15 protein-coding genes and 1 tRNA gene are annotated in these 14,618 nt (G+C 51.1%); 6 read left to right on the plus strand and 10 right to left on the minus strand.

All coding sequences use genetic code 11. The features are described 5' to 3' along the window. The first annotated feature begins 86 nt into the window (after positions 1–86). Positions 87–641 carry a rubrerythrin family protein gene (locus ACLGLO_RS03460; RefSeq protein ID WP_492128998.1) on the plus strand — a complete coding sequence of 185 codons (555 nt, stop codon included), beginning with the start codon at positions 87–89 and terminating at the stop codon, positions 639–641. An 81-nt stretch (positions 642–722) separates the two neighbouring features. On the opposite strand, the gene ACLGLO_RS03465 is transcribed toward ACLGLO_RS03460, so the two are convergent. The 3 genes from ACLGLO_RS03465 to ACLGLO_RS03475 all read right to left on the minus strand — a co-directional run bounded on the left by ACLGLO_RS03465 (position 723) and on the right by ACLGLO_RS03475 (position 3,063). Then, positions 723–1,499 carry a peptidylprolyl isomerase gene (locus tag ACLGLO_RS03465; protein WP_492128999.1) on the minus strand — a complete coding sequence of 259 codons (777 nt, stop codon included), beginning with the start codon at positions 1,497–1,499 and terminating at the stop codon, positions 723–725. A gap of 80 nt (positions 1,500–1,579) precedes the next feature. Beyond that, positions 1,580–2,092 carry a hypothetical protein gene (locus tag ACLGLO_RS03470; protein WP_492129000.1) on the minus strand — a complete coding sequence of 171 codons (513 nt, stop codon included), beginning with the start codon at positions 2,090–2,092 and terminating at the stop codon, positions 1,580–1,582. Continuing rightward, positions 2,068–3,063, minus strand: coding sequence for an RsmB/NOP family class I SAM-dependent RNA methyltransferase (locus tag ACLGLO_RS03475; RefSeq protein WP_492129001.1), 996 nt, complete (start codon positions 3,061–3,063; stop codon positions 2,068–2,070). The genes ACLGLO_RS03470 and ACLGLO_RS03475 overlap by 25 nt, the downstream gene beginning before the upstream one ends. A gap of 69 nt (positions 3,064–3,132) precedes the next feature. Here ACLGLO_RS03475 and ACLGLO_RS03480 point away from each other — a divergent pair, with 69 nt between their 5' ends. From ACLGLO_RS03480 to ACLGLO_RS03495, 4 genes are all read left to right on the plus strand, one after another. Continuing rightward, on the plus strand, positions 3,133–4,509 hold the full coding sequence (locus ACLGLO_RS03480) for an acetate--CoA ligase family protein (RefSeq protein ID WP_492129002.1): 1,377 nt from the start codon (positions 3,133–3,135) through the stop codon (positions 4,507–4,509). An 8-nt stretch (positions 4,510–4,517) separates the two neighbouring features. Next, positions 4,518–6,395 (plus strand): indolepyruvate ferredoxin oxidoreductase subunit alpha, encoded by a 1,878-nt coding sequence (iorA, locus tag ACLGLO_RS03485; protein ID WP_492129130.1) that lies wholly within the window; start codon positions 4,518–4,520, stop codon positions 6,393–6,395. Next, positions 6,395–7,003 carry an indolepyruvate ferredoxin oxidoreductase subunit beta gene (gene iorB, locus ACLGLO_RS03490; RefSeq protein ID WP_492129003.1) on the plus strand — a complete coding sequence of 203 codons (609 nt, stop codon included), beginning with the start codon at positions 6,395–6,397 and terminating at the stop codon, positions 7,001–7,003. The genes iorA and iorB overlap by 1 nt, the downstream gene beginning before the upstream one ends. Before the next feature lie 70 nt (positions 7,004–7,073). After that, positions 7,074–7,808 carry an N-acetyltransferase gene (locus ACLGLO_RS03495; protein WP_492129004.1) on the plus strand — a complete coding sequence of 245 codons (735 nt, stop codon included), beginning with the start codon at positions 7,074–7,076 and terminating at the stop codon, positions 7,806–7,808. An 11-nt stretch (positions 7,809–7,819) separates the two neighbouring features. On the opposite strand, the gene ACLGLO_RS03500 is transcribed toward ACLGLO_RS03495, so the two are convergent. From ACLGLO_RS03500 to ACLGLO_RS03530, 7 genes are read right to left on the minus strand one after another with little or no spacing between them, the layout of a single operon-like run. Then, positions 7,820–8,449: a nucleotidyltransferase family protein gene (locus tag ACLGLO_RS03500; protein WP_492129005.1), complete on the minus strand. Its 630-nt coding sequence runs from the start codon at positions 8,447–8,449 to the stop codon at positions 7,820–7,822. After that, entirely contained in the window at positions 8,436–9,329 is an 894-nt protein-coding gene (locus tag ACLGLO_RS03505; RefSeq protein WP_492129006.1) for an XdhC family protein, read from the minus strand. Before ACLGLO_RS03505 ends, ACLGLO_RS03500 begins: the two co-directional genes overlap by 14 nt. Before the next feature lie 5 nt (positions 9,330–9,334). Beyond that, the gene (locus tag ACLGLO_RS03510; protein WP_492129007.1) at positions 9,335–10,168 is read right to left on the minus strand and encodes an oxamate carbamoyltransferase subunit AllH family protein; all 834 of its coding nucleotides are present in this window, start codon (positions 10,166–10,168) and stop codon (positions 9,335–9,337) included. A 9-nt stretch (positions 10,169–10,177) separates the two neighbouring features. Next, positions 10,178–11,443 (minus strand): YlbE family protein, encoded by a 1,266-nt coding sequence (locus tag ACLGLO_RS03515; protein WP_492129008.1) that lies wholly within the window; start codon positions 11,441–11,443, stop codon positions 10,178–10,180. A 47-nt stretch (positions 11,444–11,490) separates the two neighbouring features. Continuing rightward, positions 11,491–11,661 carry a fdrA domain protein gene (locus ACLGLO_RS03520; RefSeq protein WP_492129009.1) on the minus strand — a complete coding sequence of 57 codons (171 nt, stop codon included), beginning with the start codon at positions 11,659–11,661 and terminating at the stop codon, positions 11,491–11,493. 6 nt (positions 11,662–11,667) lie between these two features. Beyond that, positions 11,668–13,311, minus strand: coding sequence for an AllF/FdrA family protein (locus ACLGLO_RS03525; RefSeq protein ID WP_492129010.1), 1,644 nt, complete (start codon positions 13,309–13,311; stop codon positions 11,668–11,670). A 57-nt stretch (positions 13,312–13,368) separates the two neighbouring features. Then, a complete protein-coding gene (locus ACLGLO_RS03530; RefSeq protein ID WP_492129011.1) occupies positions 13,369–14,244 on the minus strand; it encodes a cyclase family protein in 876 nt (291 codons plus the stop codon). 242 nt (positions 14,245–14,486) lie between these two features. Between ACLGLO_RS03530 and ACLGLO_RS03535 the strand changes: the two genes are divergently transcribed. Continuing rightward, a tRNA-Lys gene (locus tag ACLGLO_RS03535) sits at positions 14,487–14,563 on the plus strand. Positions 14,564–14,618: the final 55 nt, after the last annotated feature.

Here is a 14,618-nt window from a genome sequence, read left to right on the forward strand (position 1 = left end):
AGGCGTGCAATTAATAGAAAAGAAATTTATTTGTATAAAAAAGGCCAAAAATATAGGAGAAACTTCCTGCCTTGGGGGAATGGAATATGGTAAAGGACATGACAAAGGAAGCGCTTCTCTCAGCTTTCAGCGGAGAATCGATGGCTCGCATGCGCTACCTCTTCTTTGCTGAAGTCGCTGAGAAGGAAGGCTACAGAAATGTGGCACGGCTCTTCAGAGCAATAGCATATGCTGAGCAGGTTCATGCTAGCAACCACTACAGAGCACTGAGAGAGTACAATGAGGATGCAAAGGGGAGCGGAGGAGTTCCAATAGGTCCCGGTAGCACCAGCAAGAATCTTGAGCTGGCTATCAGAGGGGAAGAATTCGAGGTGAAGGAAATGTATCCCGTCTACATCGAAATAGCGAAGTTTCAGGGGGAGAGGGAAGCTGAAGTCAGCTTCACCTACGCTTACAAAGCTGAGCAGATACATGCTGAACTCTACAAAGAGGCGAAGAAGAGCGTTGATGAGGGAAAGGATCTCGACTTGAAAGGTAAAGTGTGGATCTGCCCCGTCTGCGGATATACTCACGTGGGCGATGAGCCTCCAGAGAAATGCCCTGTCTGCGGGGCACGACGAGAAGCCTTCAAGGGATTTTAAGTTAGCAACAAAGAAGCAAAAAACTGAAAAGAAGCATTATGGCTTCCCAACATTCTCTCGAATTAATGAACTATCCCACACTTATTTTTTATCGGAGCTCTGCTGGGGCTGCTCGCTGGGTTTTTCTTCTGATGCCCCCGCCTGCTCCTTCTCAGCCTTCTCCTCCTTCTGCTTGCTTATCTCCTCCACGAACACGACCTTGCTGATGCCTGGGATGTATTCCAGCACTTCTCTGGCCAGAGCCCTCTTAGCAAGCTGTATGTCTTGATTGAGCATGTCTTGCTCAGGTATCTTTATCTGAACGACCCCCTCTTCTCTCAATATTGTTATCTGGTATTTCTCAGGTTCCTTCGCTCTGAGCCTCCTCTTGAGCAGGGCCCTGATCTTTTCCTCGTCGGTCTTGAGGTGCTTGGTAACCTTCACTTTGTATATGAGCACCTTTCCAGCCAAGGGGTGGTTGAAGTCAACGAGGACCCTGCCACCGCTGACGTCTCTTATTACAGCAGGAACTCCATTGATCTCCACGATTCTTCCGGGAATCGGTTCAATCTCTCCTTTCCTGAACTCTCTCAGCGGGATCCTCCTGAGCTTCGATGGATCCCTCTCCCCGTAGGCCTTATCGGGAGGTATCTCCACCTCCCTTTCCTCGCCTTCGTTCATCTCTCTTATAGCTTCTTCAAGTCCCTTAACTACTCTCCCTTCTCCTATCACAACCAGAATGGGCTCGTACTGCTTATCTTCGTCGAAGATGTTGTTTGCCTTAGCTATATCGGCACTCGTGGTGTCGACAACGCTGCCTGTTTCCTTGACAGTAGCTGTGTATTCTACCAACACGAAGTCCTTTTCATTGAAGGGCATTCCGAATGGCACCTCATCGATAACTGAACCAACGCGGTATTTTTGAAAAAGGAAGGTTATTAAGGTTTGTTAAACGACCTTCAGCTCCTCGACCTCAGGTAGAGGCCGATATCTGCTATCGGCACCAGCATCTTACCAGCTGTTCTCCCCCATCCTAGGAACTCTCCTCTCCTGTTAACCACGAGAAGCATTCCTCTGCTGCGAGGGTAATTTCCGCTGAGCTTCACGGCCTTTCCAAAGATGAAGTCTCTTTCCTCCTTCTCGTCGAGCACTACCGCTGCAGAGCTCCCAACTGCTTTTGACGCAATCAGCTCCCACCCCAGCTCCAGCGAAGGCACAAACTCTCCCCTTTCATCAATATACCCCGCCATCATGCCCGCGTGATATGGATCCCTTCCAGCCGATGCGAGCAGCTCAGCAATTTCCGCAGGTTGCTGATCGACGCAGTATATCCACACCTTATCCCCAGATCTTCTGCAGAGGATTCTTTCGCAATCCCTCCACGCAGCTCCGATCTGCCTGAGAAATTTCTGGAGCAGTTCTTTTCCAGCGTCGCAGTCGAAGACTTTCACTCTCTCCTCCTTAGAAGGCATATGAAGAATCCCTCCGTTCCATCTGTGTGCGGATAAAGCCTCAGGCACTTCTTCATTTCGCTGCTGAAGCGAACTCCATTGAACTCTTCAACCCCGGGATTATTGGCTGCGCCGTCAATTCTAGTCTCCAAGACTTCAAGCGAATCTTCTCTCTCAAGAACCTTGGAGAGAACGAGCTCGTTCTCTTCTGGAGCTATGCTGCATGTAGCATATGCCATGATCCCTCCTGGCTTCAGCAGCCTGTATGCTTTGAGAGCAAGCCTCTCTTGATAGCTGCTCATCTTCTTCAGATCTTCGATGGTTCTAGTTGACTTCCTCTCCCTCCTGTAGACCAGAAGCCCCTCTCCAGTGCATGGAGCATCGAGCATAGCCCTGTCGAACCTGCTCTCCAGGAAATCCAGCTTCAAAATGTCTTCCATGAGGACAACTGCATTTCTTACATGCATCCTCTCTATGTTGGAGACGAGCTTGGCCAGCCTCCCGGCATCGTTGTCAACGCTGAGCACTGCCCCGCTGTTCTCCATGAGCTGGGCGATGTGGGTGGTCTTTCCCCCGGGAGCCGATGCGAGATCCGCTACTCTCTCCCCCGGCCTTGGGGAAAGAGCTATGACCGACGCCATGCTCCCAACTCCCTGGATGAAGTAGTAGCCCAGCAAGTGCTCTAAGGTAGTTCCGAGGGAGACAGGTTCTCGCTCAGCGTAGAAAGCATATGGCGCAATTTTCGAAGGCTTCAGAACGAAACCTCTTTCTTCAAGCCTCTCTTTGAGCTCCGCGCAGCTCTTCACGACCAGAGTGTTGCATCTTATGCTCCTGGGGACTCCCCTAGCTGCGCTCTCCAAGAAATCTATTGCTCCATCCCTTCCGAACAGCATCAGATACCTCTCGGCCATGTATGGCAACACTCCGTACTTCCTCGACAGAGAGACGGCTTCTTCGCTGACATTTACTCGGAATATCCTCTCATAATCCATGATAGTGGGAGCACCTGCACAAATGAAATAACTGCTTCAAGGATAATATCGATGCTTGGGGTATTGAATTTGCAGCTCGACCATCTCTTCAGCCCGAAGAGCGTAGCGGTCATTGGAGCCTCTAACGATCCCGCAAAAATCGGATATGACATCTTCAAAAACCTCCTGAGCTATCCGGGGAGGGTTTATCCTGTAAATGTGAAGGAAAAGGAGGTAATGGGCAGGAAGGCCTACAGGAGCATAGGAGATGTGGAAGATGATGTGGATTTAGCAGTAATAGCTGTTCCGAGGCAGCACGTCCTTGATGTGATAAGAGAGAGCGGGGACAAGGGAGCAAAGGCTGCTGTGATCATAACTGCCGGCTTCGGTGAAACCGGCGATGAATACTGGAAAGAGATGGAGACGAAGATAGTGGAGGAGGCTCGGAAGAGGAACATGAGGGTAATCGGCCCGAACTGCGTAGGCATAATGAACACTGGAAAGAACCTGAACGCCACATTCATCATGTCTGCAGTGCCTGGAAGGACGGCATTCCTATCGCAGAGCGGTGCGCTGGGAGCAGGCATAATATACAAGACGGTGAAGGAAAACATAGGCTTCTCTAAGTTCGTCAGCCTAGGGAACATGGCTGACCTGGACTTCTCGGACTTCCTCGAATACCTCTCTCAGGATGAGGAGACTGACTCCATAATGCTTTACTTGGAGGGAGTAAAAGACGGAAGGAAGTTCATCTCATCGCTCAAAAAAGCAACGAAGAAGAAGCCCGTGATCGTGCTGAAGGGGGGAAGAAGCAGGGCGGCATCCGAGGCAGTCTCTTCGCACACGGGCAGCATGGCGGGCTCGTGGGAAGTGTACAGGGCAGCTATAACAGAGGCGGGGGGCATAATTGCCGAAACAATCGATCAAGCTCTCTCTATGTCGAGGGCTTTTTCGCAGCCCCTTCCGAGGGGGAGAAGAGTTGGTGTGATCACCAATGCTGGAGGAGGAGGAGTGCTTGTGACAGACCAGCTGGAGCAGAACGGGCTCGAAGTTCCCCGCATTTCCGAGAGGTCTGTAGAAGAGCTCAGGAAGTTTCTGCCCCCATTCGCCTCATTCAGAAACCCCGTGGACATGATAGCAAGCGCCAGAGGAGAAGACTACAGGAAGGCCACAGAGATCCTCATGGGCGACGAGAGCGTGGATATTTTGATTGAGATCTCCGTTGTTCCCACTTTCGCCGGCATCGAGAGAGATGAGCACGCCAGAGGAATAATTGAAGCCGTCAGGAGATCTTCAGCCAAAAAGCCTGTGCTTGCTCTATTCATGGCTGGAGATGTCAGCGCTCAGGCGAGGAAGCTCCTGGAAAGCGAGGGGATCCCGGTCTACGAGAGGCCGGAGGATGTGGCCGCTGCTGCAAAGGCCCTATACGAGTTTTCCAAGAACCTCTCTCGAGGTGGGGAGAATTGAGCAAGGGGATGCTCCTGGCTCCGAAGAGCTCCAAGCTCCTCCTGCTTGGAAACGAAGCCATTGTCAGAGGGGCCCTCGAGGCGAACATCGGCTTCTTCGCGGCATATCCAGGGACTCCAAGCAGCGAGATCCTCGACAGCATGCTCGAGATATCTGAAGAGGCTGGAGTTTATGCTGAAGTCTCTGTGAATGAGAAGGTCGCATTTGAAGCATGCCTCGGTGCCTCCTGGAGCGGTCTGAGGTCCATGACGAGCATGAAGCATGTCGGGTTGAACGTCGCAGCCGACCCACTGATGAGCTCAGCAAGCATGAAAGTCAGAGGAGGCTTTGTGGCTGTTGTTGCCGATGACCCGAGCATGTGGAGCAGCCAGAACGAGCAGGACACAAGGATATTCGCCCGGTTCGCAAACGTCCCTGCTGTCGAGCCGACATCGCCTCAGGAGGCTCTCGAGCTGACGAGGAAGGCCTTCGACCTAAGCGAAAGCTACGGCACAATGGTCATACTGAGAACCACGACAAGGCTCTCGCACACTAGAGGCGAAGTGGTGACTGGGGACCTTCCCGACGATATAGTCAATGCCAGGAGGAAGACGGGAAGCTTCAAGAAGTCTCCCGAGAGCTATGTGAACCTCCCCTCCAATTCGAGGAGGATGAAGCTCGAGCACAGCAGAATAATGGAGAATTTATCTAAGAACGAAGGGAGGAAGTTCGTAGAAATCGAGGGGGACGAATCGAGCAGATTCGGGATAATAACGGGGGGAGCGGCCTACGGATATGTGAAGGAAGCACTGGACTGGTTGGGAGCAGAGAGAGATGTTAAGATAATGAAGGTTCTCATGCCTTACCCTCTGCCCAGAGAGCCTGTCCTGGAGTTCCTCGGGAGCCTCGAAGAGGTACTTGTCGTCGAAGAGCTCGAGCCCGTCATGGAAGAGCAGGTGAAATTAGCTGCCTTCGATAGCGGAATCCGGATCAAAGTTCATGGCAAGGACCTTGTTCCGAGGGACTTTGAGCTGACGCCCGAAAAGGTCCTCAAATCTCTGGCCTCTTTTCTAAAGAGGGATCTTCCGCTGGATCTTTCCCGCCTGGAAGAGCTGGGAAGAGAAGCATCTTCCCTCGCACCCCCAGTTCCGCCGACCCTCTGTCCCGCCTGCCCCCACAGGAACACCTTCTATGCGATCAGAAAGGCAGCGACTCCCCGTTCGATTTTCCCGAGCGATATAGGCTGCTACACTCTGGCATACTACCCTCCCCTCAAAACCGTTGACACGACAGTAGATATGGGCGCTTCAATTTCAATAGCGCACGGGATCTCTGCAGCTGAAGGAGGAGGGAAAGAGGGGAAGATCGTCGCTACCATAGGAGATTCAACATTCTTCCACACAGGCATTCCGGCTCTGGCAAACGCGATAGCCAACGGCTCTGATTTCACCCTGGTCGTTCTGGATAACGGGACCACGGCAATGACGGGGCACCAGCCCAACCCTGGAAGTGCAAGCGGAGTGAAGGGAAAGAGGGTCTCCATAGAAGATGTGGCGCGGGCTATGGGGGCAGATTTTGTGGAAGTCGTGGATCCATATGATATTAAGGCAGTAGAAAACGCTGTCAAGAAGTCTCTCTCCATCAAGGGCGTCAAGGTCATAGTAGCGAGGAGGGACTGCGCCCTCGCGGTGATCTCTCAGAAGAGGAGGAGGGGAGAAAGCTGGAAGATCTACAAGGTTGACGAGGACAAGTGCACCGGTTGCAAGGTCTGCATCAATGCCTACGGGTGCCCAGCCATCAGGTGGGAAAGGGAGAAGAAGAAGGCAGTTATAGATCCCGAAATGTGCTGGGGATGCGGAGGCTGCGCACAGGTATGTCCGTATGATGCTATAGAGGTGATGAAGTAGTGGGGTACAACATCATAATAGCGGGGATCGGAGGGCAGGGCGTGCTGACGATCGCAAGGGTAATAGGTGAAGCCGCTCTTGAGGAAGGAGTGAAAGTGAGGATAGGGGAAATCCACGGGCTGAGCCAGAGGTTCGGAAGCCTCTTCGCCCACGTCAGGCTGGGGGATCAGATCTTCGGAGGGCTCGTGCCGATGGGAAAGGGCGATGTCTTGATAGCGCTGGAGCCAGCCGAATCTCTCAGGCACCTCCACTACATGAAGAAAGGAGGCTACCTCATCTTGAGCAAGAACCCGATCGAGCCCCCTCAGGTATCGATGGGCCTCTTCAAGTATCCCGAGCTAGAAAAGGTGGAAGAAATAGCACGCAGCAGCTTCGGCTTGAGGATCGTTGAAATCGATTCCAGAAAGATCGCTGAATCCTCCGGCAGCATAATAGCCCAGAATTCAGCGATGCTTGGAGCTGCTGCGGCAGTCGAGGGCTTTCCGCTCAAGAGTGATAGCATACTCTCAGGGTTGAAGAAGGTCATATCGAAAAGGTTCTTTGAGGTTAATCTGAGGGCTTTGGAGCTTGGAATGAGCGAGGCGAAGAAGCAGCTCGCCGCTCTATAATATTTCTTAAATTTTATTGTCTTTAAAAAATTTATTAACTCAGAGGACGAGATCACAATTGTGATCTAATATGGTCAAACCACCCGTTCCAATATCGGTTAATGAAATTCCATTCAAAGTAGAGATACTGGAGGCATTTCTGCACTCTTCGGAGGACCTCGTTGCCGGCAAAGAATTCGTCCCAAAGCTTTACACGACAAGGCAGGGAGAAAAAGTAGTATTCAGGCTCGCCAAGAAGGAGGAGGCGCCGATCATCCTCGAAACGCTGAAGAAGCTCATTGATCACCAGTATGATAAGGACCTCTACCACATCGTTGCTGCCAGGACATACGCTGAGGTTCTGGCATGGGCTCAGGCGAGGTACAAGGACGAGTACGTGATAATCGGAGTCCACGAAAATGAGCTCATAGGAGTCTGGAACGCCAGAATGATGAACAAGGACATAGCTGTTAGCCTCCACAGCATAACGTTCAAGAGATTGGGAGGGATAGGCACAGCAGGATACGCTACCAAGGCGGAGTATGCCTTCGAAGTCCTGGGCGCAAAGGAATGGTGGGCCACCTTCGAAAGCCCATTCGGCTTCAGGCTGGGCATGTACTTCAGGCACTTCATGAAGCCATATCCAGAAGTTCAGCATGAGCTTGGAGGATCCCCAGTATTCTACATGACCGCTGACGACTGGTTCAACTTCCACAAGAAGAGAGAGGAGCTGAAGCCCTTCTTCGGTACAAGGCCGGTTCCAGAAGACCTCCTCAAGAAGAGCTACGAGCTCAGACCTCCATCAAAGATTGAGATAGAGCTCTGAGTCTCGAAAAATTACTCCAAATTGAATTCATCAACGGCTTTTTTCAAATCTTCTGGAGTATCTACATCTCTTAACGTTCCTGGGTCTCCCGTTTCAACGCAGAGCATCTTCTCCCTGTATTTTGCCACCAGGCTCTTGAGGCCCCTCCCCTCTTCGCTGATCCCCATTATTTCTTCGTGCAGCTCCGGCTTGAAGACTATTGGGTGCGCATGCCTCCCGTTGTAGCAGGCAACGGTTATGGGAAGATCGCTCGACAGATGAGCTTTGGCAACCATCTCGATTGAGGCTGGTTTTATGAAGGGGACGTCCGCAGGATGCACCATCACGCTCTCTCCTGGAAGCACTATCTTCATCCCCGTCTTTATGGAGCTGCTCATGCCCCCGACAGCATAGCCAGAGTTATATGCGAAGAATATTTTCGAGAGCTCCTCTTCGCTCACCCCTTCAGCTATTGCTGCGAAGATCTTTTCAGCATCTTTTCCCAGGACGATGATTATCTTGTCCATTCCAGCGGTAAGGAACTTCTCTGCTGTGTGGACAATGAGAGGCTTGCCCTTAATTCTCTGCAGCAGCTTATTCCCCGGAAACCTCTTCGAAAGGCCGCCCGCCAGAATTATCACTGCGAACTTATTTTCCCTCACTGCTCTTTCCTCCCTTCAGTATCTGATCGACCAGGGCCGGCGTCTGGTTCTCCTGTATGCCCTGAGCCCCCCTGTCAACTTTCAGTATCTCTGCCATGACTGCTATCGCTATCTCTTCGGGAGTCTCGCTCCCCACCGCAAGTCCTATCGGGGAAATGAGCTTGCTTTTTATAAGCTCGGGATCTATTCCGCTCTCCATCATAGACTTGAGAATGTAGCTCAGCTTCCCCTTTCCAGCAAGGAGGCCCAGGTACCTTGGGAAGGATCCTTCTCTGAATATCTTCTTCAGCACTTCTGCTTCCAGCGCTCCGTCTCCGTGAACGATGACCACGAAGTCGTTCTTGCCTATCTTGATTTTATCGATCTCCGCCAGTATATCGCTCGATGCGTAGATCTCATCGGCCTCAGGTATCCTATCTTTATTGGCATACTGAGGGAAGTTGTCCACGACAACGACTCTGTAGTTGAGCATTTTTCCAAGCTTGGCAAGGGGCCTGGCAACGTGCCCCGCTCCTACGATTATCAGTCTCTGAAGAGGCTTCAAGATATCTATGAACACGGTTACAACACCCCCGCAGAGCTGTTCTGTGGCTATCACATCTTCATAAAGGCTCTCTCTGAACATGGCGACCTTCCTTTCTACCGGCTTCCTAGACTCGAGAGCCTTCTTAGCTTCTTCAATTACCTTCCTCTCGAAGTCGCCCCCTCCAATCGTTCCGATGGTGTTTCCGTCCTCATCTACAAACATCTTCGTACCCGGCCCCCTGGGGGCGGAGCCAGCCTTCTTTGTTATCTGTATCATCGCTACGAGCTTTCCCCTCTCCAGCCTCTCCAAAACCCACCTGAAGAATGATTGGTCGCTGGGGTATTCAACAGACAAATAAATCACCTGCACACGTAATCAAGCAGTGCAGTGCTGTTATATTTTATTAGAGAATACCCAGTTATAAGCCCTAGCCATATATAGAGCCCGCTTTCATGGCCTCTTCTGGCCAGAAGGAGGAACGAATCTTCGGCTTCCCTCAAATCTCCTCCTAATAGTGCCAGGGCATTTTTGAGCACCAGCTCATCGAAGTAGCCTCTGAGAGCATACAGCATGTACTGGTAGCTTGCCCACACGGTTCTCTTCAGCAGGTCTTCCCTCACTTCATAGATCCACCCATTCAAGATGTTCAGCTTCTTCGCTAGAGTTAAAAATGAGAAGAGGCCGACGAGGAAGTCGTCCCCCGAGGGCGTGAACCCCGCTCCTGCCCCCACCAACTCTCTGAGCGAGTCATCTGATAGAATTCTGCTCCTGTTTCTGCAGATCCTTTCGAGGACAGCAGATCTCAGAACACCGCTCCAGGCTGAGCTGAGCACCCCGAAGTACTTCAAGAGCTCTGCAGCGTCTTCGAAACCGATCCCCCTTCCGATCATGGCTGGTATGTTTTGGATGTAGACCCTTCCTCTCGACAGATCTACAACTGCACTTTCCCCCTCGATCGCTCCATCCTTCAATGAGAGGACTTCTCCTGGAGAGAAGAGGCCGCTGAATCCCTCGAATGATACATTGACTGTGAAGGGAGATCTCCACGGATGTGAGGAGATCAAATAGAGAGAGTCGTCGAGGAGGTTTCTCAGGTAAACTGTGGTTCTGAAGACGTGTTCAACTCTGAAGCGGGTGTTTGGAAAAAAGGGTATTAGGGAGCCGTAGTGAGCGGCTTCTACAATTTCCTTCATTCTCCGGCTTTACGCTCCGTACTGCTCGACATAGGCCTTGAAGGCGTCCTTGAACATCTCAAATGGGAACTTCACTATTCCGGCTCCAACCTGCCCGATTCCGGCTTTCTTGTGCGCAATCCCCGTATTGATCGTTGGGGTTATCCCGGTCTTCAAAACGTACCTTATATCTACACCCGTCGGCGTTCCCTGGAAGTTAAGGTACGGTATGGTGAAGTACTTGTGCTTAGCATAGGTGATGTTGTACATGTTCTTCGTGTTCTCAACGGCGAAGTCGACTGAGCCGCCTACCCAGCTCACTACTGCCGGAGCAGCGGCCATGGCGAAGCCTCCGAAGCCGGCTGTCTCTGTAATTGAGCTGTCTCCGAGGTCGGGATTAGCATCATCCTGAGTGAACCCTGGGAAGAACACCCCCTTGGGTACCGGAGCAGGGGCAGTGAACCACCTGTTCCCCAGACCGCTAACCCATATGCCAGCATCTGTTCCGTTTCTGGTCATTACCGTCACTATTGTGCTGTATTTAATATTATGAGCAGCGAGGGTCATGGCCTTGGCTGAAGCCATCCCTATGTTCAGGGTGAAGAAGTTGTTGTTCTTCATGAACTCCCAGACCCTGAAGAAGACATCCTTCGGGAGGTCAGCCTTCACCAAGTATGGGGCCAGCTCGTTCATGAATTTGCTCGTCGTTGCAACGTACCTGTTGTGGCACTCATCCCCCATGTGGAGGGCCTGCTGTATTATGGACTTGAAGTTTATTCCTCCCTTATCGTTCTTGGCTTCCTTCAATGCCGCCTTCATCGCGGGGTAGAGCTCCTCAGCCATCCACTTCAACCTTTTTATGACTTCAGCATCATAAGCCCCGTACCTCAGAACCTTGCCGATCCCCTCGTTGTAGTTGCTGAACGCTCTTATACCGAACTTCTTGTCTTCCACTATGTATACCGGCATGTTTGGGGATATGACTCCAGCCATCGGGCCCACAGAGCCGAGCTCATGGTTGGGCTTCAGAACAACTTCATTCCTCTCCACCAGCTTGATCGCTTCTTCCTCGCTGGAGGCTTTCCCCTCATAGATGAGGGCTCCGATTATAGCACCTTTCATAGGACCGGAAGCTCTTTCCCAAGTCACAGGGGGTCCGGCATGGAGAAGCATGTCTTCTTTGAATCCCGGAATCACATCCTTAGCCAAGCCTGTATCAATGAGGTACGGCTCAGCTTCCATCATTCTCTCTACTGCTTTTTTATTTGCGTTTTCTATTTCCTCTTTGAGGGACATTTCCCATCAGCTCACGGTTTTTATTTGAACGAATAAATTTTAAAAAATTATAACAACTCTGCGAGCTTGTCCTTCAGCTCTTTCTCCAGCTTGGGAGGAGGCTGATAGTTGACTTGCACTGCTTTTATGCCCTGCCTCTTCAGCTCCTCGTAGAATATGCGAAGCCCTACGTTTATCACTTTGAGCTCTTCATCGAAAATTTTCCTGGCTTGGGACATGCACCATCACCTCGATTGAGATGTATATGCATTCAGGTATTCTCTGTAGAGAACGTCGAGCTTCCCTCTATCGAGCCTTCCTCTGAGGGCCGCTGCAGCAGCTGCCAAGGCAGATATGGCATTTGTTGGAAAGACCAGCACCCCCTCATCTTCCAGCTTCTTCTTCTGCGAGCTGTACCCCTGTGGATCCTCATCAACGCCGAGCACATAGCCTATTATGATCAGATGCCTCCCATCCTCCTCAGCGATCCTCTTCGCCTGCCTTATGGACTCTATATGGGCCCCTACTGGGTCCGGATGGCTTCCGTATCCAAGCACGAAGTCCATCAGAATGACAGCTGTCTCGGGATCTTTCGCTTCCTCGATGAGCCTGAGCCTCCTTATCGTAGGATCTATCATTGGGTGAGCTCTTCCTGCTGTGAACTCTTCCTCTCCCAGATCCACCACGGTATTTCCGACGCTCTTGAATGGATCTTCCAGCTTCTTCTGCCCTTTCAGGGGAGCATTGCTGTAGATCTCCAATCCAAGCAGGTCGAATATCATGAGGGACTCGCTCAGCAGCGTACCCCCGGTATAGAGAGCCCTGATGTATTTCTGTGTGTCTTTCAGCTTTTCATAGTGCAGCTTTAAAATTTCGTTGATCTTTTCAAATGGCACTGTATATTTTCTTTTCAAGTCTTCGTAACTTGAAGGAGAGACAAGCCTCGCAGCCTCCAGCGCGGTTGCATGGAGAGTCCTCGCTACGCTGGTCCTCCTCTTCAGTCCTTCTGGGAGCTCTATGCTCACCTTTCCCATGAATCCGAGGACGAGGGGCTTGGTGGTGTTTTTCTCGGCATATTCGAGTATTGAGTTCAGCGTTTCCTGCTCTGGTGGTTTCGAAACGATCGCTATGACTTTCGTTGCGGGATCTCCTTCCAAGTAGCGGAGCGATAGCTTAGTCATCAGCCCTCCAACGTAATTCTTCACGTCGCCTCCTCCCACACCAAGCCCGTGGGACACTCCAAGCCCCATGTTGTGTATGAGGGAGCTGACTTCCTGGAGTCCTGTTCCAGCTGCTGCTACTATCCCTATAGGACCCCTCCTCACGGCATTTGCAAATGCTATCGCCTTCCCGTTGATTATCGAGGTTCCAGCGCCAGGTCCAAGCACAAGGAGCCCTCTTTCGTAAGCATACTTCTTCAGCTCGACTTCGTGCTCTTCAGGAACGTGGTCGCTGAATAGATGGACGTGGATCCCTCTTTCCAGAAACTTCATGGTCACATCTCTGGCATACTCGCCTGGAACTGAGACCAGAGCTAAGTTGGCGTCAGGCATCGCGGAGAGAGCGGATTCAACATCGAGGTACTCCATCTCCCCGCCAGAAACCGGAGCGCTTAGCATCTCTTTAGCTTTGGAAAGAGCGTTTTTCAGAGAATCCTCATCGGCTGCAGCTACTGCTATGAAGAGGTCAGAATCTGAAGCTTTTTCCACTTCCGGGAGGAGGAGTCCGAGCTGCTCTGCTATTTGCTTGTTGGTATCTGTACCCATTGCTGCAATTGCTTCTATAACTCCGCTGAGCTTCTTGAGCTCTTCGCTGATCTTCATGAGCTGGAGGCTATCCCTCATCAGGTTTTTCTCAACAACTGCACCCGAAACTCTGTTCTTTGCCACTTTTCTTCACCATTAAGTATGAGTAGCTTTTTAAAAAAAGATCAGTATATGCGGGTCTCACTCAGGCCCGTTGCATATCGCGAAGATTCTGGCGAATGCTGATTCGGCACCCTCAACTTTAATCGGAGCGCCTGAGATCAGGCAGCGCTTGTTGAGAACCTTAGTTATCTCTCCTCCCAGGTTCTCTGCGTGGAGAACTCCCCTCGGGAATGTATATGTATGCAGGACCTGGTAGTTCTTCGGCCACGGCATCACTTCGTCGACGGACTTCCCGAACTTCTCCTTGAACAAATCCGCAATATCAGGCCTAACTTTCCTGATCACGGTATCAAGCGGGTGGTCCTGGCTTATAGCATCGACACCGGTCCACTTGAGCTGCTTCTTCACGCACCACTCAGCAAACTCTGCTGTTGGGCCTGGATGCATCAGCTGATATCTCACAGTGTCCGCTGTTGGCTGGTCCCACTGGTACTTGTGATAGCCGGTGTGAATTATCAAGATATCTCCAGGCTTCAGCTCCAAGTTGTGCTCTTTGAGCTTCCTCTCTATCATTTCAGATGTGTATATGCTGAGGTCCTCAACCTCATCGCTTATATCGACGATGACTCCTTCTCCGACGAAGTGATCCAGCGGAATCATGTCGATCGAGGGGGCTCCAGGATCGAAGTGGATCGGCCCGTCCATGTGGGTGCCTATGTGCCAGGCGGTTTCTATAGCCTGTGCCTGGACTTTGTTTTCAGGAAGAGTCTTTATCCAGTACATCTTGAACGGCGGATATGTTGGGAAAGGCGGAGTATAAATGCTCAGAGGCTGGCTCAGGTCGTAAATCCTCGCTTCGTCCCAATTAATCAGCTTGCTCCACTTGTACTTCGGCTTTGGTATGTATGCCTTTATGTATGGTTTATCCAGTCTAGAATGGTAATTGATGCTCAATCCAATCACTTCACATCTTTTTTACAATTATTAATAACTAAACTTAACAATTATAAACCTTTCTCTCTGTTATTATCGCGATTCATGCTTATTCTTGCAATAACAAGTTTCTTGGGACGAAGAAAAGTGTTTTAATGGGCTAGGAGTATAAGCGAGGAAAGCTCTTCAGAGCTTGGTTAAAAACGAAAATCTAAAAGATTTTTAACTCCATATAACCCTGATAATCCATGGGCATCGATTGAGGGCCCGTGGCTCAGCCAGGTAGAGCAGCGGGCTTTTAACCCGTTGGTCCCGGGTTCAAATCCCGGCGGGCCCGCCACATATTCAGGGCAAAGGGCTCTCTCCCCAAAAAACTAATGTGCCCGAAGATTAGG

The organism is Fervidicoccus sp. SLHALR4 (assembly GCF_058692745.1).